The organism is Legionella lansingensis, from assembly GCF_900187355.1.
GTDB classification, from domain to species: domain Bacteria; phylum Pseudomonadota; class Gammaproteobacteria; order Legionellales; family Legionellaceae; genus Tatlockia; species Tatlockia lansingensis.
On sequence record NZ_LT906451.1, the window covers coordinates 2,091,481 to 2,116,896 of the forward strand.

Consider the following 25,416-nt stretch of genomic DNA (forward strand, 5'->3'; position numbering starts at 1 on the left):
GTCCATCATGTCAGTCTGGACATGGATATCGCGGTCAAGCCGCGGTAATTCGAGAATGGAAAAATCCTAACTTAATGGCAGTGCCCCTATTCTGCGTTATTTTGTATATTTCCCCAATGCTGAATATCAGCGCCTTGTTTAATATCTTCCGGCAAATTGTTTAGAGCTTTCTGAGCTTCTTCATAACTATTGTAACTACCATAAACTCCTTTGTAATATGCTCTTCCATCGCCTCCATGATACTTAATTTGTGCTGTGCGATCATTCTTAGGTACTTTATAAAGTTTGCGTGCCACTTCAGATGCTTTTTCCCCACCAGCAACTTCAATGGTATACCCTTGAGGATTTTGACTATGCACCCAAGTGCTGTCTACATTTTTATGAGAAACGGGGGAGTGATCGGGCCCAACATGATAGGAGTCAGGTATATTGACCTCGCCACGTTGATAACGATAATCAACATCACCATAGATTGTGAAATAAGTACTCGGATGGGGATAATACTGGTAGGCTGGATAATTCGTGTACTGACTGCCCTCAAATGTGGAGCAAGCACAAAGACTGCTAACACAAACACAGACTGGCAGGAATTTCGTCGTTTTCATGGCCCTTCTCCCTTATAAGCTGCCTGAGTTTCTCAGGGTCGCTTTTTTTCTTATATGGGATCCTTCATCTACTCTAAGATGATTTTGTGTCTAATATGGTTATCTTTCAAATCCTAAAAAACTTTAGCAATCTGTGTTGTTTCAATTCAGCGGATCGAATAAAGTATAAGACTTTCATTGATGAAGTGAACATGTGGACCCATAGACGCTCCGGACAAAATCATCAGCGAGGTAATCAGGATCACCGAGATTCCTACGAACGAGATAGAACGCGAGTCATTCATTGCCCCGCCTTTCGTCGACTACAGCGGAAAACCCAAATTTTAGGGACAGGCGAGGGTGATTTTCATCGAACACGACTCACCCATTCACTTGAGGTGGCTTCCATAGGTCGAAGCATCGTTCGTAACCTTGCAACCAACCAGCAACCAATCATATTGCCTAGCTTACTACCCAATGATGATTTAATTTCAGTCATTTGTCTTCTTCATGATATCGGACATCCCCCTTTTGGACACGGAGGGGAAGTCGCTTTGAATTATATGATGCGGAATCACGGGGGCTTTGAAGGGAATGGTCAAACATTACGTCTATTAGCAAAAACAGAGGATAGCTACGGTCCCTACGGGATGGATTTAACAAGGCGCTCTTTATTGGGAATACTTAAATACCCAGTCACTCGTGCAAAAGTGGTTGCCCGGGAATTACCTCATCCTGTAGATGGCGCAAATAAGATGACTCGAATCAATGATTGGCTCCCACCTAAAGCCTACTTTGACAGTGAGCAAGCAGAGGTCGATTGGCTTTTGTTACCATTTAGTGAGGAGGACAAAAACTTATTTCAGTCCCTAGTTAAGGAACCACAGGCAAGAGAACATGGGGAGTCAGCCTATCGCAGTTTTGATTGTTCCATCATGAATGTGGCTGATGATATCGCTTATGGGGTTCACGATTTAGAAGATGCCATCCATTTACGGTTAATTCACCGTGAACAACTCGACAACCACCTTTTTCACCAACTGTTAGCCGAGACACCTCTTGCAGCAAATCAACACCGATTCATTCATTCTCTATTTAGCCGAGAAGCTCATGAGCGTAAACAAACCATCGGTGAAATGGTGAATTATTTTATTACTGCAACGCAAATCACCATTACTAATGACTATTTTGAGAATAATCTGTTAAAGCATAATATTGTCCTTGTACCAGAAGCTCGAGCTTTATTGGATTATTTTAAAAAACTCATTTATCAACTTGTTATTGACTCGCAAGCAGCACGCACGTTCGAATATAGTGGACAAACGGTGATATTGCGCCTATTTGAAGCGATAAGCTCAAATCCAGGTGGTTTATTGGACACTAAAAATCGTGAGTTATTCCACCAAGCCGAAGAAGAGAAAGCCGTCTATAGAATCATTTGTGATTACATCGCCAACATGACTGATGAATATGCCTATCGTATATATGAACGCTTATTTGGCTTTAACACGCGAACCTTATTCGAAAGGCTGTAATACACATACTAGGCAACGACCCTAAGAAAATTGTTGATCAACAATCTTCATAACCTCAAGATATTATTGCAAAAACCATCTTTAGGAAGAACAAAAAGAAAAGTAACTGCAAAAAAAAGGGTACAAATACGTTCGATTATTGTATAATATGTTCACATCTTGAGAAATTAAACAACGTTTTAAGTATAGTGTATGAAAATTGCTATTATTGGTGCAGGTTGGTATGGGTGTCATTTAGCCCTAGAATTAAAGAAAGCTGGTTATGATGTTACCCTTTATGAAAAAAAGGAAGATATCTTACTAGGAACATCTGGCGATTTTTCCATAAGGTTACACGTAGGTGCTCATTACCTTCGCTCAGAAGCCACACAAGATTCTTGTCAAAAAGATAAGGCAAGCTTTTCCCAAGCTTATCCTGAATTCATTGTGCCTCATGAATATTCTATCTATGCATTAGGACAATATGACGCCTTGGGTCATCCATCCAGGGTTGATCAACCTGAGTTTGAAAGAGTTTGTCATCGCTTCCCAACATGTGAAGAAGTTGAATTAGATAAATATGGCTTTAAAGAGGTTGATACCGCGTTCAATTTTGATGAACCGAGTCTTGTGATCGGCGATCGGTTACGTAATCTGATGAAAGATAAATTAAAACAGGCTGGTATTAACGTTGTATGCAATCACCCTGTTTCGAACCTATCATCCAATCCCGATGGTGTTATCCTTACTGGTAAGGATGGCGCCGAAATTAACTATGACTATGCGATTAATACTACAGGTTTCCAAGCTTTGGTGCCGGATATAACAGATAAATTCCCAGTTCCAATGGAGGTTGTTTATCAACCTTGTCTTGGTTTGAAATATAGAGATACCAAACCTCAGGGAAAGCCTATTTCATTTATAGTTATGGATGGTTTTTTCCCCTGTGTGATGCCATGCATAGAAGATGATCCTTTTAAAAATACATATATTTTAACAAATGGCGCTTATACGATTCTTAATTCCTGTAAAACGCCAGAGGAAGCTTATGCAGTCTTAAATCAATTGACTGACGATTTTGTTAAAACAAAAATAAATACACGCTCTCAAGACGAAATGAAGCGTTTTTGGCCTGAGTTTGGTCAGCGATTTGAATATGAAGGTTGGAAGGGAGCTGTACTCGCTAAAATTAGAACCAAAACAGAATTCCGCAGTGCGGTAACATTCGCAAAAGATCGTGTTATCTACATGATCCCTGGAAAGATAAGCAATGTTATGAGCGTGGGGCCAGAGGTTCAGGCATTATTAGAGGATAGTCATTGTTTAACTGAAAACGGGATACGGTTTGTGAGAGGTGGCGTACTTGATGGAGCAAGGACGGAAATTATGACAAAACCCACGCTAAATGAACCGAACACCTGTAATCTACAAACCTACGATACATTAAAGACAGAAACTGGAAAGAGGGAAAAAGGAGAAACAAAGATAGGAACCAAGGTTAGACCAGATGAGCTGGGTACACCGCCTAGAACATTAAAGCCAGAAGAGTCTGCTACATTAGTTGACGCGGATGGACCTAAAACATCGAAGATGGAAACTAACACTAAACGACAAGATGATGGACGAGATGATGACCTGAATCCGCCTAGAACATTAAAGAGAGAAAGAACTCCCAGCACACCTTATTCGTTTTTCTCTTGTTGCAGTAGTAATGCCAATAAAGTCCGTCCATTACTCAAACAACGGGAGCATATGAAAGGCATTGAACCTGTGAGATCCTTTCCAACGGCTCAATGCTAAGATCTGAGTAGAAGTTATAGTGTCAAAAAGGACGACAACATTGATTGGATTTGAAGAAAATTTAACCAACACTATCATTGATCATCTGCCTGCACAGATTTTTTGGAAGGATTGCAATTTAATTTATCAGGGCTGCAACACTGCTTTCGTTAAATCATTAGGGTTGCACTCCAAAGAGGAAATCATTGGCAAATCAGACTTTGACTTACCTGTTTCCGAGAAAAATAGTGCCCGCTATCGGGCAGACGATCGAAAAATCATCCAGTCTAAAGAACCCAAGCTTGGTATTGAAGAATATCAAATTTTAAATGATGGCACGGAGCGAGTTCTAAGTACAAGCAAGGTTCCCCTCCTTAATAAAAAAGGTGAAGTTTGTGGGGTATTGGGTATCTATATTGATATTACCGATAGAATTAAAATGGAGAGATCATTAGCTAAAGCCAAGGAACAAGCTGAGTTATCCAATAAAGCAAAGACTGAATTTATTGCTAATATGAGCCATGACATTCGCACCCCAGTCAGTGGCATCATTGGCATCTCCAAGTTATTAGAAGAACGATTTGAACACCCCGAAGAGAAACAATATGCGCACTGGATTAATGAAAGTGGACAGCAGCTCCTAAGTCTATTAAATAGCGTATTGGATATTATCTCCGCTAGTCATAGCCTAGAGAAAGATCTAATTGAAGAAGAATTTGATCTCCATCAAACATTAAAAAATTTGGTAAATCTTGAACTACCTACTATCAAGCTCAAGGGACTTGAATTAAAACTTGATTTTGACCCTAAAATTAAGAATGCCATTATTACCGACCGCACTAAACTAGTGAGGATCTTACTTAATTTGATTGGCAATGCGATTAAATTTACTGACAAAGGCAGCGTCGGTGTAAATGTAAGAGAAGTTGAAACATTAGATGATCATCAATTGCTTGAATTCACTATCTGGGATACAGGAATAGGTATCCCGGCAGAATTGCAACAGCAAGTTTTTGAGAGGTTTTATCGCGTAAACCCCTCCTACAAAGGCAAATATGACGGGCATGGAGTAGGTCTACATATTGTACGTAACTATTTAACCCTTTTAGGCAGTGAAATTAAATTAGAAAGTGAACCTGAAGTCGGCACAAAAGTCACTTTTATCTTGCGGGTTAAATTAGGTGAACCCTTGTCCATTTCAGATAGCTCCTCCACTTCATCTGAGCATGAGATCAGGAGGATGGATAAACGACTTGAGGTGGCCACCATCTTATTGGTAGAAGATAATCCAGTTGCTTTACGCATTGCTGAATCACTAATTCAGCGAACGGGTTGTCGGTATGTTTCAGCATTGAATGGCGAAGAAGCTTTGAGCTTAATCGGGAAAAATGACTTCGATTTAGTGCTAACCGATATTGGCTTACCTGGGATGTCAGGGCAAGAATTATCTGCTGCGATTCGAAGCTTGCCAGAAACAAATAAAAATAGCATTCCTATTATCGGCTTAACCGCACATGCAGTGAAGAAAGTAGAAGAAGACTGTCTTAAAGCCGGGATGGATAAGATTCTAACTAAACCCCTCTCAATTAGGATTTTGCAAGACATCTTAGAGGACTTTCTAACGAATAAAAAATTCAAGGCTAGCATACCTCCCGGATACCTAGGCTATGAGCTACCAGAAACAGAACAGGACCTGTTTAAACTGGAAAACTTTCCTTTATTTGATGCTAATACAGCTTTGATTAACTTAGGGTCAAAAGAAACGGTCAAAGAATTATTGGACATCATGCTACATGATAATTTACCACAAGAAGAACTTGATCTTAGGAAAGCCTACCAGGAAAAACGCTGGGATAACATTGAAAAAATCGCGCATAAATTAAAAAGCAGTGCCTTATACTGTGGCACAATAAAATTACGGTATGCTTGCCAGTATTTAGAACGCTACCGTAAAGCGGGGCATTTGCGTTTGCAAGAAGAGCTTTACCACCAACTTCATGCTGTAATTATGGAAACCAAAAAGGCTATCCAGGATTGGTTGATATCAGTCTAGAAAAGAAGCCCTCCTTCCGTGCCACCCCCCTGTTCAAGATCGTACCCGTCAAAATTAGCGTGCCATGTACTAGTTTACTAAAGCCTTCCAAATGCTCCAACGAGGCTGCTCATCTTTGATAGGTCTTATTAAGATCCATTGGCTATACATATTCTTTTGAAAACCATCATTTTTCTTTAACTCAAGCCAATAATTCAAAAATCTAAGAAATTGAGGAGAGTTACTTCGAATCATATAAGCCATTAAAAATGGAGCTGGGACTCCAAATGGGACGACCGAAACATATTCAGGATGAGCTAAAACCCAAACTCGGGTTTGTGCTTCACTCCATAGCATGGCATTAATTCGTTGTTGCTCAAAAGCCACGGCTGGTGCATTACCGCTTGCATTTTGCAAAATAATAATATTTGCATTAGGGAAATTTTGTCTAATTAAAGGGATTAACACAGGATCGTTAAATACGCCTATCTTTAAATTGTTTATATTTCGAATTTGATTAGCATCTTTATAGTTATCTTGATATTGCTTAGGTACCACCAAAGAAATAGGACTACGAAAATAAGACTCTGTGAACATGACATTTTGTAATCTTTGCTCAGTAACATAGATTGCTGACATGGCAATATCGAACATATTGCCTTCAAGATCATTGATTAGATATTCCCACGTAAATGGAACAAATTCTAGAGAAACATGAAGCGCTTGTGCAAGAGAATAAGCATATGCAATGTCATATCCAACCAATTGATGTTTATCATTATAAAATACAAAAGGACGCATATCCGCATTAAAACCAACTCTCAAAACACCTGACCTTTGTATACGGAATAATGTATCTTCGTCCGTATTGACAGGAGCAATTTTAGATTCATCAAAAGGCGGCATGACAGTCGCCTTAACCCCATTGGTTAATGCCTGATCGATAGAAAACGAATTTAAGCGATTATAATTTTTTGTGGCTGGATTAGGAAAAAAATATTTTAAAAATTGAACCAAAAGAACCAATAGGAAACAGGCTATCAATAGGTGAGTTACTATTCTTTTATAATTTATTGTGAGATTACCCGTAAAAGCAAAGGTAACCAAAATAGTCACGAAAGAAAACCCCATCACGGAAGCAAGTATTTGGCCATAACGGATTAAGGGCATGATACCTAAATAAAGATTATTAGTATCATTAGGTAGATTTAACCAATCACTAAGAAATAAAACAGCATCAATAGAAGTTGTCGGTGAGCCAATGGATGACAAGTATGAAATTAAAGGTAAAAGGATGTGCTTAAAGTTAGTAATGTTTTGATTGAAGAACAGTAAGGCAAATAACATAAAAAGATAAACAAAAAAATTACCAACTTGTGCAATTGGATAGCCGATTAAAAGCGTCGTCTGAATAATATCTACTGTCTCTCTGCTAGGCGTTATTTGCTGTTTTTGTGTAATAAATTTTACAGTTGCTTGGCGGACATAAGGCAGCGCAACAACTGATAAGGTGGTAGAAACAGAAATAATCAAAGCATTGCGGAGTTCAAAAAAGAGAGACTTGTAATGAATATCAGTACATGAAGAAATAATAACTGGAATCAGCCAAAATGTTAGCAATACGATTCCAATACTGAATAAAATTAAAAATTCGCTAAGCGCAGTCAGTTGATCAATTCTAATAGTCCCTGAGATTTTTGCCAACAAAGAAAAAGCAGCCAAAGGAGCAAATCGAACTAGCCAATTCCAAAACGACAAACAAGTCTTATTAATTATCTCTAAAATATTAAAAAAAATGGTTTTGTTAGCGATAAACTGTAGTGTAATGCCAAAAAAAATACAAAAGATAACGATGGCAGGCACATAATTATTGGCCAAAGCATAAAATAAGTTATATGGAATTAATAATTCAAGAATAGAAGATTTTGTTGCGTAATCAGTTTGCTGTGGACTTGTTAAAGGGATATTTAAGGGGATGGACAAACCCAATATGATTAAGATGCCCAAAGTTATAAAGATTAATAATAAATAAATCCACCAACTTTTTTTTAGTAATTTAAGTGAAATATGTGGCGATAAATCACCTAGACTACTTAACAAAGTACAAATAATATAAGGGAAAACGACTGACTCTAATAACATCGTGTAGATCGTACCAATGAATCCTAACGGAGCTGCCTTATCACCAAAAAATAAACCAACGAGAATACCAAGAATAGAAGAAATAATAACTTGAACAGGAAGTGATGGTGAGACAAATAATAATGGCTTCTCTTTAGGTATTGGACTTTGCATATTGATTAATCCTTTAACCTGAATCTTTCATCAACAATGGTTTTTTTTCTATATGTAAATTCAATCACTTAAAGCATATATGAATTTCTGCATGACAAATTGTACCTTGAATATCATCTCATTTTCACCTCTTATCACAAAAAGTTGAGAACGAATTGCTATTAGGTGAAAAACAAGATCGTTAGCTATCAAAATTAGATGGCCACTGTAGTACTGGCTCAAAGGAGCTTGTTGAACTCATTGGATGAAATGGCGTCCCCAGGGGGATTCGAACCCCCGTTACCGCCGTGAAAGGGCGATGTCCTAGGCCTCTAGACGATGGGGACCTGGACGGGGCTGTTACATTTCTACTATCTTGGCTGAAGAGCCTTGATTTTCTGCGCTTCGCTGCTCACATACTTTGTGTATGCTGCGCTGCGATGCTCGAAAATCAAAGCTCTTCAGCTCAAGCTAGCGAAATGTAACAGCCCCTACTAAACTGATTTTTTTATATCAACGCTAAAAATGGCGTCCCCAAGGGGATTCGAACCCCTGTTACCGCCGTGAAAGGGCGATGTCCTAGGCCTCTAGACGATGGGGACCCTAAACGTTTCACCATCATCAATTGCAATTGATGATGGTGGAGCTAGGCGGGATCGAACCGCCGACCTCTTGCATGCCATGCAAGCGCTCTCCCAGCTGAGCTATAGCCCCGAAATTGAGAATCGAAGTTTAATGAGGCACCTCAACACTGTCAAGCAAATTTTGCGATACTGTTCATTTTAACTGCGTCATTCCCGCGTAGGCGGGAATCCATTCTGGGGTGACATGAGGCTTTAATTAGGATGGATCCCCGCCTACACGGGGATGACACAGTAAATGCGCCCTAATTTTGCTGAAAGTTCTTAAGCTTTTAAGAGATGGCAACTATAATGCTGCTTTTTTATTGCTTTTTAGTATTCACTCGAGGATTTTTTTATGCCTTCATTAATCAAATTATTTCGAAAAGTACATGATAATTATGAGAAATATTTAAGCAACGGCGATCTAAATGCCCTAGAGAACAGTATACGACTGTATGAGAAAATTCAAGAGCGTGACATTCAAAGAAATTTACAAAAAGCAAACGTTTTCGAGTTAGAAGGTTGCAACAACGTTTTATTTTTGGTTGCAAAAACATACACTGCTTACGTTTTCGCTAAAAGAAACGAACTAACCTCAAAGCAAATTAATAGGATACTTTCCAAGGCCACTAAGTGTTACAATTTTATCAGTCACTACGTAGAACAAATCCCTCCTTTTAGCCTACCAAAGGAACTAGGGCAACAGAATACTGCAGCACAATTTTATAAGAGAAAGATGAGGTTCCACCAAGCAGAAATGAAGTTATTTTTTATTAAAAAACAATCACTTGATGATGCTTCTGCTACCCTTGCCTCTGACCTAAATACTATTATTGCAATATGCTCCAAATTCAAAAAGTTAATTAAAGACAGTTATAGAGATCCTTACCTACGCGAAGCTTTGAACATCGATGATGAATTGATTGGTTCAATTGACCATGAGTTAGAAGAAGCAAGAGAACTTTTAGGGCAGATAAGCCTGGAAAACACAGCATCGTCTTCCTCCAATATTACAAGCATGGAGATTGAGAATTCCGATGAAAGCAAAGGCAAAGCTAAAGCGCCACATGCACCTGAAGATGAAGATTTCATTCATGAGCTAGAAGAAGACCTTCCTTCTTCTTCTGCCTCAATCTCAGAATTGGCCCAAGATACGGATGTTTCATCCAGAGAAATACCCTCTTACGAAGCGCCCACAAACATGCAATCAGAGTCAGGTTTAGAGATTTTAAGTACATTGGCTCTTAACTTTTTACCTCTAAATCTTGAGTCCATGTCCATTCCTAAAGAAATAATGATTGTCGAAACATCTCCTTTCTCCACCCAACCAAGCACTACCTCTTCCTCTGACTTCTCTGCACAACCAGCTCAGTGGACCAATGACAGTGATGAATGTTGTCGATTATTAGATAATTGGAGTGAGCTATATTTTGCTCATCAAGAAGACATAGGGGAACAAATGAAAAAGGCCCTTATCTTCGAAAAACTGGCCCACATCTTATTGTTGGCTGCAGGTAAACTTCAACAATCAAGTCTCATATTTCAAGGTAAAAATCTTAATCCCGCCATGCATCTCGGCGTTCAGTTTTTACTCAAATCAGTGGAGTTAGCGGTCAATACCCCTTATGCAGCAACTGCAGCCAGGGAAAAATTATCACGGCGATATGCTGAATTACTCAAACCATTTACAATTGTTCCCTTCCTAAAAGAAACCTTGCACTCTAACCAATATCTAACGAATATTGGCAGGAGATTGGCACGAGAAGAAAGACTTATTGATTTGAACCATACAACCATTAATGCAGCTGTTACTAATGTATTCGAAGCATTGGCGCAAAAATGTTCTTCTGAGGACTACGAAACAATAAAGCAAATCTGTTTTGAATCAATTAAAAGCGCCTCTAACCGATTAACAACTCAATTTCATTCCTCCAATTTTAGTTTCGCCTAAAATATCTTGATGACAGGGATTTTAAAAATCCCTGTCATTGTCTTCTTAACAAGCTTGAGCTAAAGTGATCCCCGTCCAATACCCCCTCATCCTGCCCTTTCCCACGAGGGGAGAGGTCGACGCGCCCAGCGCGGCGGGTGAGGGGAGCGCGAACAACGCCACGGGACATTGCGACTTTTACAGCCGCTAAAAAGTGCGCAAGACAACTAAATTAAGGATAGATTATGTTCGTGAATGCGATTGTCAGACCCCCCGCACCCTCTTTGGTGGCTGGGCTAACCACTTTCTTAGAACTCGGTGTACCTGATTATGATTTAGCTATTGTGCAACATCAAAACTATGTTCAAGCTTTAGTTGATTGTGGTGTGGAAGTGAGCGTACTTAATCCTCTCGAGGCTTATCCTGATTCTTGCTTTGTTGAAGATGTGGCATTATTGACTGAAAAATTAGCCATACTCACCAATCCAGGTGCCAAATCAAGACAGGGAGAAGTCTTCGAAATAGCCCCCATACTTAATGCATTTTATAAGGACAACATAACCAGAATAACTACACCTGCAACGGTGGATGCTGGGGATATCCTTAGAATCGATGATCATTTTTACATCGGTTTGTCACAAAGAACAAATGTGGAGGGAGCTCAACAAATAAGTCAGTTATTAACAGCCCTTGGTTTTACCGCTTCTACCATCGTGTTAAGAGAATTTCTGCATCTTAAGACAGGTGTGAGCTATCTGGGCCATGGGTATTTATTGGTAAGTGGTGAATTGATAAATCATCCGCAATTTAGCCAGTTTAAACAACTTCCTGTTGTAGCAACAGAGATTTATGCTGCCAATTGCATCCTCGTAAATGGAATTGTTTTGATGCCTGCTGGCTTTCCTAAGACAAAAAAGATGATACAAGATATGGGTCTCTCAGTGCGCACTTTAGATGTCAGCGAATTTAGAAAAATTGATGGCGGCCTAAGTTGTTTATCCCTGAGATTTTAAATGAACAAACAACTCTCTGTACTAAGTCTCAGTTTAATTACAATTTGCTCAGTAGACAGTATTCGCAATCTGCCGGCCGCAGCGATGGCGGGTAATCAATTGGTACATTATTTTCTACTTGCTTTGATATTTTTTTTACTGCCTTGTGCTTTCATTGCAATATGGTTCTCAACAACATCCCATCAGGGTATCTATGGTTGGGTTAAGCAAGGATTAGGGCAGCCGTTTGCCTGTATGGCCATTTGGTTTCAGTGTGTGCAAAATGTTCTTATTTATCCTACTTTTTTTAGCTTTATTGCTGGTACTCTTTTATATGGTTTTTCACCAAAATTAATCACCAACCATCATTTCGTTTTTTTTATTATCCTAAGCCTCATTTGGGGGTTAACATGGATTAATTTAAAAGGAATACATGTCTCCAGCCGCTTCAATAGTTTTTGTACTTTGGTGGGATTATTGCTTCCTTTTACGATTATTCTTGCCATGGGAGGAGTTTGGTATTTTACCCATAGTTACAATATCATCATTCAGTCCCCTACGGTTAATGCTTCTTCTTGGACATCGTTAACAGCAATTATGCTATCTTTTTGTGGGCTTGAAATAGCTGCAGTTCACGCAAAAGAAAGCCAGCCAGGCTCCTTTCCCAAGGCAATGATTATCTCGGTTATCGTGATCTTCCTTACTATGTTATTTGGCGCTCTAACTTTGGCCATGATCATCCCTCTACAACAATTAAGCTTTATCAGCAGTATTCCTCAATTAATTGACTTGTTTTTTCGTGAAATGCATTGCGGCGAAATGGCTTTTTTCATCAATGGCTTAATTGCTTTGGGTTGCATCGGAACCGCAAATAACTGGATCATCGCTCCAATTAAAGGTCTAAGCTTTGCGATTGATGAAGGATTTCTTAGTCCCAAGCTGATGCAAATGAATCCCAATCATGCGCCAGCAAGACTTCTTACATTACAAGCGTTGATTGTATCGATTATTAGCTGTCTGTTTTTAATTTTCCCTTCAATAAATGCGTCTTATAGGATCTTGTTAAATGCTGCGACACAACTTTACTTATTGATGTATATCTTGCTTTTTCTAAGTGCACTCAGGATTGGTTTCAGCGCAAACAAGCTCCCTATTATCGTTATTATCTGGTCTTTTCTGGGACTTTTAGGAATTAGTATCGGCCTTGGAGTAAGTTTTATTCCACCCGCATCTTCGTATTTAAATTTCAAATTCCTTTATGCTCTATTAAGTGGGTTATTCCTTATTTTCGTGATCTTTTTTCCTCTTATCGTTTTAAACAAAGGATTTATTACCAAGCCAGGCTGTCCTGAAGTATGTGAGTAAAAATAAAGGCGGCCAAATAATAGGCACGCCTTTAATATTTCCTTTAAGCTTGAGTAGCTTCGGCGCGTCTTTTTGCTGCCTTTTTATATTGTTTCCAATCACGATCTTTTGCAAAAACAAAACTTGCTGCTTCTTCAATAAAAAACCCGATATCATCAATATTCGCCCAGGCGCAATACTCATTGATCATGTCAAAGGTTTCACTGCTGATCTCAGCTTTAATTTTTTCTTTCTTTTGCACACGAGTACTGTTAATGATTGGCATATCCGACCTCAATGTTATTTAAACGAATTAAATCTTAACAAATAAAACTATCATTGCAAAGCAAAGTCTAGGCTTATCGTTTTGTCACAAATTTTATTTAAATTACAAAGTACAGCCGCAAACGCACTCTAGATAATAGCAAATGGTTTAGGCATTTCAGGATAAAAACTACCCCAAATTCTATCGCAATAATGAAGCAAATTTTTATGATTTCGCAGATGAATTTTTGAGGGATCTTCAAAAGGTAGCCAGATTATATTTGCTAAAAAGGCAAAGGCTGTAGCATCAATGCTAGTAATTTCATTACCATGAAAATACTTTTTTTCACCGAGCATAATCGCGATAGCATCTAATGTTTTAAAACCCATTTCACGAACTTCTTGAGCACTATGACGGCCACTAACTTGTAAATATAAAGCGTTTTTCGTCTCCTTACGCACAGCATCAGGGATAAATAACTTTGCAAGGGTTGGCAATTTAGCAAAAAAAGCTTTGCGTATATGGGACCAACCTGCCTCATCTTGCCAGCGAAAATAAAGCATGATCCAATACAAATGTTCAGAGAAAGTATTCTCAAGTAGGACTGATAACGCTCTTTGCTCTTTAGTCAAATTCCTGTCTAATGAATTCCCAAACTTATTTATAAGATAATTAATGATTAACTCACTGTCCGGAATCGTCTTATCATCAAGTTTGATAAAAGGAAGTTTCCCTTTCGGTGATTTTTTGGGGTTCCTTACAAAGCGGATTTCATAAGGAATTTCAGCCATACGTAAATACGTTTCAACCTTCAAACAAAAAGGGCTGGCATTTGGCAGGCCCCAAACACCAGGGAATTGGTATAATATAATCATACTGGTAGTCCTTTAGATTATGTAATTTATTCTTTATATAGTTGAGACCGCGATTATACTTACCTACTCTTTTCCACGAAAGCGATAAATAATGAGGGAATAAACATGAATCTCTGCCCTTGTGGTTCACAACGAGATTATCAGACCTGCTGTGAACCATATGTGACGAATCGTGCTCTACCTACAACACCTGAAGCCTTGATGCGCTCACGCTATACAGCTTATACCCAAGCTAATATTGATTACATAAAAAAAACCATGCGTGGACAAGCATTAACGGGTTTCAATCCCATAGAAGCCACTACTTGGGCAGCACAAGTGACCTGGATAAGCTTGCGTGTCCTACACGCCTATCTGGACAAGATGATTCCTGATAAGGGCTATGTTGAATTTATTGCCACCTTTAAAGACGATAATAAGATTACCCAAATTCATGAACTGAGTGAATTTGAATATCATGAAGGAGCGTGGTTCTACACAACAGGCCATCAGCCTAAGAATCAAGATGGTAAAACAAAAACCAAGATAGCTCGGAATGCCCCTTGCTCTTGCGGGAGTGGTAAAAAATTTAAAAATTGCTGCTTGAGATGACAATTACAAAATTGTTCATTAAATTGTGTCATTCCCGCGTAGGCGGGAATCCATTCTGGAATGACATGAGATTTTGATCGCCTATGCGGGGATGACATAGTTGGATAAACATCCTCGATCCTGGAAAGAATCTCCTCATCCATTTCACAAGCTTAATTTGTTTGTGCCAATAGCTTATTGGTATATGCAATGGCTAACGCAGATACCAACAACGTTAAATGGATGACAACTTGCCACATGACATTATCATAACTTTGCTTGCTAGGATCGATAAAAGTCCGCAATAAATGAATGGAAGAAATACCGATTAAAGCGAGTGCTAATTTAATTTTCATGGCACCTGCATCGATATGATCAAGCCATTCTGGCTGGTCGGGATGATCATGTAAATTTAGCTTCGAGACGAAAGTCTCGTAGCCTCCCATAATCACCATGATTAACAAATTCGCGATCATCACCACATCGATTAGATCTAAAACACCGAGCATGATTTGCGTGTTATCAGCACTATTGATATGAGCCATTAAGTGAAAAAGTTCAGTTATAAATCGATAAGCATAGGCCGTTAAAACAAAGAGTAAACCCAGATATAAGGGCGCCTGTAACCATCGCCCCATAAATATTAACTGACTAATCCATTGTGGCAATTTCTTCAGTTCATACTTGGTAATAACTTCGCTATCTTGCTTCATGATTTATTTCTTTGAAAAGCTTGGAGGGTTTAATCACCACGAACTTTATCTATAACGGACAAATTTTCGCAGATGACTAGATTGGTGGGCCGTATAGGGATCGAACCTATGACACAGAGGTTAAGAGCCTCCTGCTCTACCAGCTGAGCTAACGGCCCACAGCCATACAAGCATAGCGGCTCTGAATAAAATTTCAAGACTTTATTTTTCTTTCTTTTGTTGATACATCCTTTCATCTGCCATCGCCATAATTTCTTCCATGGTATGACCATCTCTGGGCACGTAAGCTATACCTATGCTCACACTACCTTCGATCTTATTACCAGATAAAGTGTAAGTAGCGCACAATTTCCTGGAAATTTTCTGGGCAACCTTTTCCGCTTTATCATAACTTTCAATTTCAGTGACGATAACAATAAATTCATCACCACCAATTCGTGCAGCAAAATCTTCATTACGTATAGAGCGTTTTAGGCGTTCAGCCAAAGTTACTAAAAATAAATCGCCAACTTTATGGCCAAAGGTATCATTAATCTGTTTAAATTTATTAACATCGATAAAAAGTACAGCGAATTTTCTTTTATGACGCAGCGACGTAGCAAGTTCACGTTCAAATTGGGCTTCAAATTGCCGACGGTTCGGAAGATTTGTTAGCAAATCATAGTGTGCTAAGTGTTCTAATTGTTTTTGAATTTTTCTCTGTTCAGTTATATTGCGAAAGATAATAAGATATGATTTCTCTTCTTCGGTAGCTCCAAACCTGTTAACAGAAATTAGGTAATATTCTTCTTGTTCGGCGATTTTGCAAAACTCAAATGATATCCACCCATCATGTTCTTCATTAAATAATTGTTCTTTACCATAGGCGGAATCCAATGGGTGAATCTGCATCTTATCAAATACCTCAAAGAGATTCTTCCCTAAAAGCGTAATATGGGTCTCGCCAACTAACTCATCAAAGACTTTATTACACCATTGAATATTCCCTTTTTTGTTAACCCAAATGACCCCTTCATCAATGGCATTAAATATGAGCTCCATTTTTGTAATGGTGTCTCTAAGTTGGCTTATTTGATAATTAAGTGTTTCATTCATTCTTCATGTTCCAACGGTTGAATGGTTGCAGCAAAGGTCCATTTCCCATGTTTTTTTTCAGCATAAATGACATGCTCAGAAGCTAAATTCCCACCGTTAGCAAGCACAACAGACAGGACTAAAGGTTTGCCAAGAAGTGTTGGTCGCTCTGTGTTTAAGAATCTAGAAAAACCAATATCATGTGCTGTGTGAAGCTCCTTGGGGATAATAGTGATAAGAGGCTTGCCTAAAATTTGTGGTCGTTTCCAGCCATATGCTTTATGAAAAGCATCATTAATCTGAGTGATTATTCCTTCCTCATCAGCCATGATGGCCGGAATATCTTCTTGACTAATAATATCTGAGATTTTTTTAGTCGTGTTCTTCATAACTTCATTTCCTATGATTCTATAAATAATAGGTGGCCACTTTGAAATGAGCAATGAAAAGACAATATTCGCAGCAGGCCATCTTGGTGCTATCCATCCGCTGCCCGGGAACGTTTTTTAGAGGATAGCATAGCTACAATATATATAAATGAACCAAAAATGAAGGTTATGGAAGCGAAGGATAAAAAAATACTCTGCCAAGCAATAGAATCACACCATCAAATAGAATGCATTTATCATGGTAAGAAAAGATTGCTTGAACCTTATCTCTACGGCATTTTAGGAGGCAAGGAGCACCTTCATTGCTACCAATTTGGTGGTGAAAGCGAATCCGGCGGTCTTCCGCAATGGAGAAATCTGCGATTGGATGACATTAAACATCTTAGAATCATTCCTCACTCCCATTTTGACATCAGATCCAGTTATCACCCTGAAAATGCTCACTATCATTCAATAGAGAAAGGGATAAATGTCTGATAAGAAATTAACTACCAAGATTCAGGAGAGATTCTTCGCTACGTTCTGATGACAAGTCATTGTCATCAGCTAATGGTAAGAGAAAATCTCTAATGTACGTAATACGCCGAGCTAAGGATCCCTGGGAATTCACAAGCTTTATTTTTTGCAGTTCTAAGAGCAAGGTTTCTAGATTTTTCGGGGGGGCTCTCATGATTTTATTGACATCAGCGATATGATGCCGGTTCCAATGCCCAGTAAAAAAACGCAAAAGTCGTGAATCGCACTTGGTATAATCTTCAAGGATTTCATAAGCCTTAGCTAGCGGCGTTTTGTCTCCCCGTACAGGATTCAACCTTCTATAGCTATCAAGAGCGTGAATTTCATCAAACCAAGCAACCAGATGTGGATGCCCTTCTTTTGCAGCCAGTTCGCTCAAGGAATGCAGCGATACTCGCCGGTGAGTCTGAGCAATGACCAGCATAATTGCCTTGACACATTGCAATTTGCCCTTAGAGACTGCTTGTATCAGTTGGTTATCCAAAATCTTGGCATCAATTAGCCTAAGACTAAACATTATCTGATCTTTGATACGTGGAGCCGCTTCAGTCAAGGTCATAGTCCATAATTGCTCAGGATCATTATCGATCAAGATCCTTATCATTTGGGTATCGTGATTTTGACATGCTATTTCAAACGCTTTTTGCTCTACTGCTGAGTCGGGCAATAAATCATCGGGAAAATCATTATAAATCGCGCTCAACATAGCACTGTCACCGTTCGGCGCAACCTCAGAAAGAATTGCAGCAGCAACATCTTGTTTGGTTAACTTTCTCTCCCCGTTGTCCTCTCTTAAAGAAATTAAAAAATCCAGTGTCTCCTTATTTCCATTATGACGACAGTACTGTACTCCTTCCCATATCAAGTCAGAAGTAAAACGACTCTTACAAATTTCTATAAAACGTAGCTGTTCCCTAGGCTCCATTTCTCTCAGAATGCGGCGAAAGATTGAAGTCAACCTCGTCTGAGTTGGAAAATTGTCTGATAATGCACATATGACTTCCACACACCGCCAATGACCCCATACCACCGCTAACCCTAGAGCTTTGGCAAGATCATATTCTAAAGGTTCAGAACCTGCTCGACATACTAGCGACAATCCTTCATCAAAGCCGAGTTCCACTGCTTGGAATATGAGAGTGCTTTGAAGTTCTTCAGACAATTCCCATAATTGTTTCTTTTCAAGTAAAAGCGCTAATACTTGCGTTGATTCTATACTTAAGGCAGCCATAAAAAGGGAACGAATATCTGCTTCATCCAATTGACTAATCATTTCAGGAATTAGAAATAAGTTAATCAACGCGAGGTCTTCTTCCCAGATAATAGCCCTAAATGCCTTTAAAAAAGTCAACTTATCAAAATAGATGCGAGCTTGAGCAAGCAGGTAGGTCATCAAGAATTCATTCTTGCGACTAACCGCCTCTTCCAACAACGATTTTTTATCCTTATGCCATGAGATCAACCACCAATGCCGATTGTAACGACTCAGCACCATGATTATTTGAATAGCTAGCTTCTCACTAATACTCTCCAACAATAGATTGACCAACGTTTGTTGGCATTCAAAAAGGGCTTGCTCATCATTCAAATCAAATAAAGCAGGTAGCATCGTTTCCAGATCAAACGTCTCTTGTAACAGATGAAAACGCTTTTTGATAAGGGTTTCTTTTAGCTGTGTGTATTCGGAAGACAATGTTGAATTCGCTGAACGGATAGATAGAAAAAAATTCATCTTACTCACAATCAGTTGCCAATCCTCACGCAACTCCTCATAATCCCTCTGAGCAAAGACATCTTTCCCAAGTATACGTTGGCAACGTTGTTGCCATCGACTTTCATACTGATGTTGCTGTTTTTCTAGGAATTCTAACGTAGAAAACTGTAGTTCGACTTCAGGGAAACTCTCCTCAGCATCACTAGACTCTTCCTTATCATTGGCCATGATAGATTCATAGGTGATGGATTCATCCTCACTCTCCATCTCGGAAGAAACATCACTGTTGTCACCTTGCTCCATCAGTTCTTCATAGCGCTCACGAAGTAGATGAATAGTGCTGTCTTTACATCCTATTTCCTCATGAGTTAATGACAAATTAACCATTTGCTGATAGAGATAATGACTTTTCTCATGATCATCATTTTCGTGGTACCAAGATTGAAGTCTCTTAAGCAATTTAAATTTTTTCTTATTATGGATAACGTCATCAACAAGTAGCGTTTGGATATAACTAACAAAATCCTCATAAGTAAACAAAGTGCGCATGTCCTCCCGATCAACGATCAGAAAAAAAACGAGCATGTTCTTCTTAGCCAACAGATGCACTTCAAAAGATTCATATGAAATCAGCTTAGAGAGAGCTTTAAGCCTCAGAGAAAGCCCCTCCCCCCTAAAGGCATCCAATAATTTATTGATTAGCTGTGGTACAGCTGCAAAGACAGCACCTTTAAGATTTAAAGCAGACGTTAGTATGATGTTATTTTTTTTCTCATTATAATTGGCGATAAATGCCTGATAGAGGAATTCTGTTCCAAATCGTTCGTATAATTGGTCAAACAAGGAAGATGAACCGATCTTTATAAAAACAGGCTCATTCAACTCGACCTGGATAAGATCGGTAGCAGAAGACTGATTACCTTGTAAGTTATAATGTTTAAAAGCCTCCGAGCCTGCACTTGTTTGCATAGCAAGCTCAACAATTTTTTGTCCTCTTTCACTTGCTCTTAGTTGACGATAAAGTATAGGGATAGGATTATTTTCTTCACCAAGCATGTGCACGTGAAACATAAAAAAATCATGCAATAAACCGGAACCAATAATATCGCGTTCATCTACCCCTTTCGTTAACATCCAAATAATATAAGCGGCTAGATATAGCGGTCTGTCAAAATATGTTTTAAATAAAGATACGATCGATAATGGCGTTTTGATTTCTCCTAATTGTTCTGTAATGTTTTCTACGAGCATGGACAGAGTAAACTCTTCTGCTTCTGCTTGCAGTTTATTTTTGTGAACCGATATGAGTTGCGCCCCTATGGGATAGATCTGTTGTAATGGTTTATTTTCTTCATAAAAAATAACAGCTTCTTCTTGTCTCTCAAGAAAACAACTAAATACAGCAGCAATTTTTTGTCCGCATATCATTTGCTCCGCTTTCTTGCCCTTCAAAGCATCATGTGTGCGAACAAGCCAAAGAAGAATTGCTTTATGCAGATTTATAGACCCTTCATCACTCTGGGTATTTAACTCCGTAAGGCAGAATTGTAAAAACCGATCCGTATTCTCTACAGAGATCAGATCGGTTGATTTTTGCTGCGAGCTTCGATCGTTTTCGCCGGTGACAGACAAGTCTCCTAACATGGCTTTACATTCAGCATGTAATTTATGGAGGTCTTCAGAAACGATATTGTCATTAACTAGCGGGCACTTCCCGCCCGGACTACTAAGCCAGTGCAACAACTTAATCAGTTGCTCTAAAGTCATGAACTTGTCTCGGGTTTATTGATTCCCTGCAGCTGCTCGTTCGCGAATACGTTCCAAACCCTGTTGTAAGCGAATCAAAGTACGCTCCCTCCCCAACAATGTGAGGGTCATATCAATGGCGGGGGACGTGCTGCTTCCTGTCACTGAAACACGTAAAGGCTGAGCTATTTTACTCATATTGATGTCAAATGCCGCACTAACATCATTGATGCATGTCTGCAAACTGTCTTTATCCCAGCTCTGCAATTGACTTAATTTTTCATACAACGCTTCAAGTGGCTGCAATACCACTGGTCTTAAATGTTTTTTTACCGCGTCTTCGTCATATTCTATTTTATCTTGATAGAAATAGAGACTTTTTTCGCAGATTTCTGCCAAGGTTTTACAACGTTCAGCCTGTATGCTAACCAGGTCGGCCAACTTGGGACCTCGATTTAGATCGATGTGACGTTGGTCAAAATGCCATTTTAGAGCCTTTGCGACTTCTTCTGGAGGATCGTTTTTTTGGTAATGTTGATTTAACCAATTTAGTTTCTCATAATTAAAACTTGAAACGCCGCGACTCACATTCTTTAAATCAAAGAAGCTAATCATTTCATCAAGTGTAAAGATTTCTTGATCGCCATAGGACCAACCTAAACGGACCAGATAATTTAGCAAGGCATGAGGCAGAAAACCCAGTTCTTTAAATTGCAATACACTCACTGCCCCATGACGCTTCGACAGTCTCTTACCATCATCCCCAAGGATCATAGGTAAATGTGCATACACAGGAACCGGGGCATTCAAGGCTTTGAATAAGTTAATTTGCCGAGGGGTATTATTGATATGATCATCACCACGAATAACATGTGTTATCTCCATGTCCCAGTCATCAATGACCACTGCAAAATTATAGGTAGGGTGACCGTCTGAGCGGACCAGGATCAAATCATCCAGCTCGCTATTATCAATGTGAATTTCACCATAAACCTGATCGGTAAATGAGACCGTGCCCATGTGTGGATTTTTAAAGCGAATGACTTGTCCATCTCCTGCTGGTAAATCTTTATCACGACAATGACCATCATAGCGAGGTTTTTCTTTAGCCGCGAGCTGAGCCTCGCGTAAAGCTTCAAGTCGCTCCTTACTACATTCGCAGCGATAAGCTTTACCTTCTTCCAAGAGCGTTTGCGCAATTTCCTGATAGCGCCCGTAGCGTTTCGTTTGATAGAAAGGACCCGCATCATAATTCAGGCCCAACCATTCCATACCATCGAGAATAGCTTGAACGGATTCTTGTGTTGAGCGCTCTTGATCAGTATCTTCAATTCGCAAGATAAATTCACCTTTATGGTGTCTTGCATATAGCCAGGAAAATAAAGCGGTGCGCACTCCACCTACATGAAGAAAACCCGTGGGACTAGGGGCAAAGCGAGTTCTAAAAATCATAAAAAGTAGCAACTTCATTTTGAATGGGTATATAATAGCCGACTTTACCAGTAACGCAAAATAAACGCACATGGGCTTTCTGTCTTTGTATCTTATAAGATCTGGTTTTAAATTTGCTAAGCTTAATCAAGATGCGATTGTAATTGACAGTGCAAGATGCCCATCGTTCATCATGAATTGTCAACAATTAGCGCATAGTAACGTTTTGGGACTATTTCATAGGAAATTGCCATGTCTGAAGCGCTTATATCCAAATTAATTTACAATAGGTGCCGCCTATGAAGCGACTTGGTATCAAATATCAACTGCGCATCACCACACTCATCCCTGTTTTTTTAGTCGCCCTCCTCTTTGCTGTCTTCTACAATGGCCAATTTAATAAAGATTTAAATCAACATATGTCACGACTGGGAGAGTCCTATATTCGTCAACTACTCCCTGCAGCACAATTTGCCATGATGCGTAATGATCGTAAGACCTTGCAGGGCTTAATTGACGCATCTACCATCAATCCTGAAATCCAAGCTATAGCATTCTATAATGCCCAAGGACAACTTCTGGCTTATCGTGGCGGGAAGCACGCCATTCACAAACCATTTAAACCGCCTCAATATACAGGTGATTACATTGAGAGCAAACAAATCAAACCTTATACGATCAATTTCCTTGCACCAATTACCATTCCCAAATTTAATCTTTATTCAACGAGCCCCTTTAAAAAATCCCCCTATCTTATGGCGTTACAGGCAGATGATATCTTGGGGTGGCTTTCCCTTGATATTGATACTCAATCCATGCTGATTAAACGCTATCAAATGTATATTGTGACCATTTTTATTACACTTCTGGGGTTGCTCATTAGTTTGACTATTCATTTCTTCTTATCAAGACGCATTTATCTTCCTATTTCTCGTTTACGACGAAGCATGAAGCAAATTCTTAGTAATGAGTTTGAAACCCATATTAATGTATCAAGTCCTGGGGAATTGGGAATTGTTGAAAAAGGCTGCTCCCATTTACAAAAACAATACCTAAATATCGTACGCGATTTGAATCAGCACATTGAAGTCGCTACTGAAGATTTACAACAGAGTTTGGAACTTTTGGAAGAAAAAAACATTGAATTATCTTTAGAAAAAAAGAAATGTGAAGAAAAAAGCCGGCAAAAATCTGAGTTTATAGCTAATATGAGCCACGAAATTCGTAATCCCATGAATGGGGTTATCGGTTTTACCAATGTGCTATTGGAATCAAAACTCGATAGTTTACAGATAGATTATGTGAAAACGATTAAATCCTCAGCCCAAGACTTGCTCACAATTATTAATGATATTCTTGACTATTCCAAAATGGATGCCGGTAAATTGCACTTAGATTGCATTCCTGTTGATATTCGTGCGTGCATCGATGAAGTTTTAGCGTTGGCTGCACCCAACGCCCACAGAAAGGGGCTAGACCTTATCCCGGCAACAGAAATCAATGTGCCACGCAAAGTACTCGGTGATCCCATTCGTATCAAACAAATTATTACCAACCTGGTAAATAACGCCATCAAATTTACCGACCATGGCTATGTGTTGATTCGTACTTGCATTGAACAAGAATCAGACAAAGATTACACATTGTGTCTATCAGTTACCGATACTGGCATTGGCATATCTCCTGAAGATCAACCTAAATTATTTAACGCATTTAACCAAGCTGATACAACCATTACTCGGCGTTATGGTGGTTCAGGATTAGGTTTGGTCATATGTAAGAAACTGGCGGAACAAATGCAAGGACGCATTACATTTACCAGCGAAATCAATAAGGGTTCAACGTTCTCTGTACGAATGAAATTGGAAAAATTGGCTGCTTATGAAGTGGAGAAGGAACAAAGCCATCGTTTTGATAATCTAAAAGTGCTCTGCTTTGACGATAATCCTTTATATTTAGAAGCGATGTGTAACGGTTTAGGTTTTTGGGGAATTGAATGCATCCGTGTTACTGCCTTTAATCAACTAGAAAAAGCCTTTAATGAACATAGCGATTGCTCCTTGGCATTTATCAATGTAAATGAAGGTTGTGAAAAACAAGTAGCGCAGGTATTAAGAAAAAAACCATTCCCTGTATTTTGGTATCCAAGTGGGTCATTCATAACCCTCAAGCCCTAGGTGCAAAGGCTTTCTTATTTAAACCCATTAGTATTCAGAAACTGCACGAAACCATTGAATCTTTACTTAATGAAGCAACACAATCAGTAAATACAAACCAGGAATTAGATAATTTGCGCTCGCAATTGCGATTAGCTTATCCCGATGTACTCGTTGCTGAGGATAATCCCATCAACCGCATGTTGTTAACATCGTTACTGCAAGAGAACTGCAATATGGAGACAGTGGATAATGGCGAAGAAGCCGTTAAGGCATGTCAGGGCAAACGCTATAGTGTTATTCTGCTGGATCTGCAGATGCCTAAACTGAATGGTCTTGATGCTGCTCGTCTTATCCGTCATCAATCCATATTAAATAAACAAACACCTGCCATCGTCATTAGTGCAGACAGTAGCCATTTAAGCAAAGAAAAACTAAAAAAAGCAGGGGTAGATTTTTGTTTACAAAAACCCATCGATGAAAAACAATTGCTTAATTGTTTGCTGCGCATAGTAAAGGGGACTAAATCGGCTGCCATAGACTGGCAATTATGCGTACAAAAGGTCTCAGGGAATCAGGCTTTGGCTGAAGAATTCCTTAGCCATTTTGTTGAAGAATTACGTAAAAACCGAGATGAATTTATCCAGTTATTGCATGATAAGAACATCAAAGGTTTGGAGAGTGCTGCTCATAAATTGCATGGAGCCTGTTGTTTCTGCGGTGTTCCTCATTTGCAAACACAGGTCATTCGCTTAGAAAAACAGGCAAAAACGGCGAAACAAATTGATGATCTTAAAAATGCCTTTGCAGAATTAATTCAAAGTATTGACGAAGTCATCGATGAATTTGACAATCTATATCAAACTAACCCTTCTAACTGAATGGGGTATATCTT

General features: G+C 39.1%; 19 protein-coding genes and 4 tRNA genes. 10 read left to right on the forward strand and 13 right to left on the reverse strand.

The window, feature by feature from the left end; translation table 11 throughout:
- Window positions 1-86 precede the first annotated feature (86 nt).
- Window positions 87-605: an SPOR domain-containing protein gene (locus tag CKV79_RS09510; RefSeq protein WP_028372736.1), complete on the reverse strand. Its 519-nt coding sequence runs from the start codon at window positions 603-605 to the stop codon at window positions 87-89.
- A gap of 191 nt (window positions 606-796) precedes the next feature.
- Between CKV79_RS09510 and CKV79_RS09515 the strand changes: the two genes are divergently transcribed.
- The 3 genes from CKV79_RS09515 (at window position 797) to CKV79_RS09525 (ending at window position 5,930) form a co-directional block, all read left to right on the forward strand.
- Window positions 797-2,119, forward strand: a complete 1,323-nt coding sequence (locus tag CKV79_RS09515; protein WP_028372735.1) for an anti-phage deoxyguanosine triphosphatase — start codon at window positions 797-799, stop codon at window positions 2,117-2,119.
- 192 nt (window positions 2,120-2,311) lie between these two features.
- Window positions 2,312-3,898: an FAD-dependent oxidoreductase gene (locus CKV79_RS09520; protein WP_028372734.1), complete on the forward strand. Its 1,587-nt coding sequence runs from the start codon at window positions 2,312-2,314 to the stop codon at window positions 3,896-3,898.
- Window positions 3,899-3,917: 19 nt separating this feature from the next.
- On the forward strand, window positions 3,918-5,930 hold the full coding sequence (locus CKV79_RS09525) for a PAS domain-containing hybrid sensor histidine kinase/response regulator (protein ID WP_081778039.1): 2,013 nt from the start codon (window positions 3,918-3,920) through the stop codon (window positions 5,928-5,930).
- A 69-nt stretch (window positions 5,931-5,999) separates the two neighbouring features.
- Here the strand turns inward: CKV79_RS09525 and CKV79_RS09530 are convergent, their stop codons facing one another.
- The 4 genes from CKV79_RS09530 to CKV79_RS09545 all read right to left on the reverse strand — a co-directional run bounded on the left by CKV79_RS09530 (window position 6,000) and on the right by CKV79_RS09545 (window position 8,897).
- Complete coding sequence (locus tag CKV79_RS09530; protein ID WP_028372733.1) at window positions 6,000-8,204, reverse strand: cation:dicarboxylate symporter family transporter; 2,205 nt, start codon at window positions 8,202-8,204, stop codon at window positions 6,000-6,002.
- 250 nt (window positions 8,205-8,454) lie between these two features.
- Window positions 8,455-8,530, reverse strand: a tRNA-Glu gene (locus tag CKV79_RS09535).
- A gap of 179 nt (window positions 8,531-8,709) precedes the next feature.
- Window positions 8,710-8,785, reverse strand: a tRNA-Glu gene (locus tag CKV79_RS09540).
- 36 nt (window positions 8,786-8,821) lie between these two features.
- Window positions 8,822-8,897: transfer RNA gene (locus CKV79_RS09545), tRNA-Ala, on the reverse strand.
- 264 nt (window positions 8,898-9,161) lie between these two features.
- Here CKV79_RS09545 and CKV79_RS09550 point away from each other — a divergent pair.
- The 3 genes from CKV79_RS09550 to CKV79_RS09560 all read left to right on the forward strand — a co-directional run bounded on the left by CKV79_RS09550 (window position 9,162) and on the right by CKV79_RS09560 (window position 13,093).
- Window positions 9,162-10,757 (forward strand): hypothetical protein, encoded by a 1,596-nt coding sequence (locus CKV79_RS09550; RefSeq protein ID WP_028372732.1) that lies wholly within the window; start codon window positions 9,162-9,164, stop codon window positions 10,755-10,757.
- Window positions 10,758-10,981: 224 nt separating this feature from the next.
- A complete protein-coding gene (locus CKV79_RS09555; protein ID WP_028372731.1) occupies window positions 10,982-11,749 on the forward strand; it encodes a dimethylarginine dimethylaminohydrolase family protein in 768 nt (255 codons plus the stop codon).
- On the forward strand, window positions 11,750-13,093 hold the full coding sequence (locus CKV79_RS09560; protein WP_028372730.1) for an APC family permease: 1,344 nt from the start codon (window positions 11,750-11,752) through the stop codon (window positions 13,091-13,093).
- Window positions 13,094-13,136: 43 nt separating this feature from the next.
- On the opposite strand, the gene CKV79_RS09565 is transcribed toward CKV79_RS09560, so the two are convergent.
- Entirely contained in the window at window positions 13,137-13,358 is a 222-nt protein-coding gene (locus CKV79_RS09565; RefSeq protein WP_035915113.1) for a hypothetical protein, read from the reverse strand.
- Between the two features lie 128 nt (window positions 13,359-13,486).
- Window positions 13,487-14,212, reverse strand: a complete 726-nt coding sequence (locus tag CKV79_RS09570) for a glutathione S-transferase family protein (RefSeq protein ID WP_028372729.1) — start codon at window positions 14,210-14,212, stop codon at window positions 13,487-13,489.
- 105 nt (window positions 14,213-14,317) lie between these two features.
- Between CKV79_RS09570 and CKV79_RS09575 the strand changes: the two genes are divergently transcribed.
- Window positions 14,318-14,803 (forward strand): YchJ family protein, encoded by a 486-nt coding sequence (locus tag CKV79_RS09575; protein WP_028372728.1) that lies wholly within the window; start codon window positions 14,318-14,320, stop codon window positions 14,801-14,803.
- 152 nt (window positions 14,804-14,955) lie between these two features.
- Here CKV79_RS09575 and CKV79_RS09580 read toward each other — a convergent pair whose 3' ends face one another.
- From CKV79_RS09580 to CKV79_RS09595, 4 genes are all read right to left on the reverse strand, one after another.
- Entirely contained in the window at window positions 14,956-15,495 is a 540-nt protein-coding gene (locus tag CKV79_RS09580; RefSeq protein ID WP_051546099.1) for a TIGR00645 family protein, read from the reverse strand.
- Window positions 15,496-15,577: 82 nt separating this feature from the next.
- Window positions 15,578-15,653: transfer RNA gene (locus CKV79_RS09585), tRNA-Lys, on the reverse strand.
- A 43-nt stretch (window positions 15,654-15,696) separates the two neighbouring features.
- Window positions 15,697-16,590, reverse strand: coding sequence for a diguanylate cyclase domain-containing protein (locus CKV79_RS09590; RefSeq protein ID WP_028372726.1), 894 nt, complete (start codon window positions 16,588-16,590; stop codon window positions 15,697-15,699).
- Window positions 16,587-16,958 (reverse strand): PAS domain-containing protein, encoded by a 372-nt coding sequence (locus CKV79_RS09595; protein WP_028372725.1) that lies wholly within the window; start codon window positions 16,956-16,958, stop codon window positions 16,587-16,589. The genes CKV79_RS09590 and CKV79_RS09595 overlap by 4 nt, the downstream gene beginning before the upstream one ends.
- Before the next feature lie 159 nt (window positions 16,959-17,117).
- Between CKV79_RS09595 and CKV79_RS09600 the strand changes: the two genes are divergently transcribed.
- Window positions 17,118-17,435 carry a WYL domain-containing protein gene (locus CKV79_RS09600; RefSeq protein WP_051546098.1) on the forward strand — a complete coding sequence of 106 codons (318 nt, stop codon included), beginning with the start codon at window positions 17,118-17,120 and terminating at the stop codon, window positions 17,433-17,435.
- A 7-nt stretch (window positions 17,436-17,442) separates the two neighbouring features.
- Here the strand turns inward: CKV79_RS09600 and CKV79_RS09605 are convergent, their stop codons facing one another.
- Both CKV79_RS09605 and gltX read right to left on the reverse strand, forming a co-directional pair.
- Entirely contained in the window at window positions 17,443-20,955 is a 3,513-nt protein-coding gene (locus CKV79_RS09605; RefSeq protein WP_028372724.1) for a DUF5617 domain-containing protein, read from the reverse strand.
- 15 nt (window positions 20,956-20,970) lie between these two features.
- Entirely contained in the window at window positions 20,971-22,386 is a 1,416-nt protein-coding gene (gene gltX, locus CKV79_RS09610; RefSeq protein WP_028372723.1) for a glutamate--tRNA ligase, read from the reverse strand.
- A gap of 278 nt (window positions 22,387-22,664) precedes the next feature.
- On the opposite strand from gltX, the gene CKV79_RS09620 reads away from it, so the two are divergent.
- Window positions 22,665-24,542: an ATP-binding protein gene (locus CKV79_RS09620; RefSeq protein ID WP_408606905.1), complete on the forward strand. Its 1,878-nt coding sequence runs from the start codon at window positions 22,665-22,667 to the stop codon at window positions 24,540-24,542.
- Window positions 24,503-25,402 (forward strand): response regulator, encoded by a 900-nt coding sequence (locus CKV79_RS14190; RefSeq protein WP_408606906.1) that lies wholly within the window; start codon window positions 24,503-24,505, stop codon window positions 25,400-25,402. The genes CKV79_RS09620 and CKV79_RS14190 overlap by 40 nt, the downstream gene beginning before the upstream one ends.
- The last annotated feature ends 14 nt before the right edge of the window (window positions 25,403-25,416 follow it).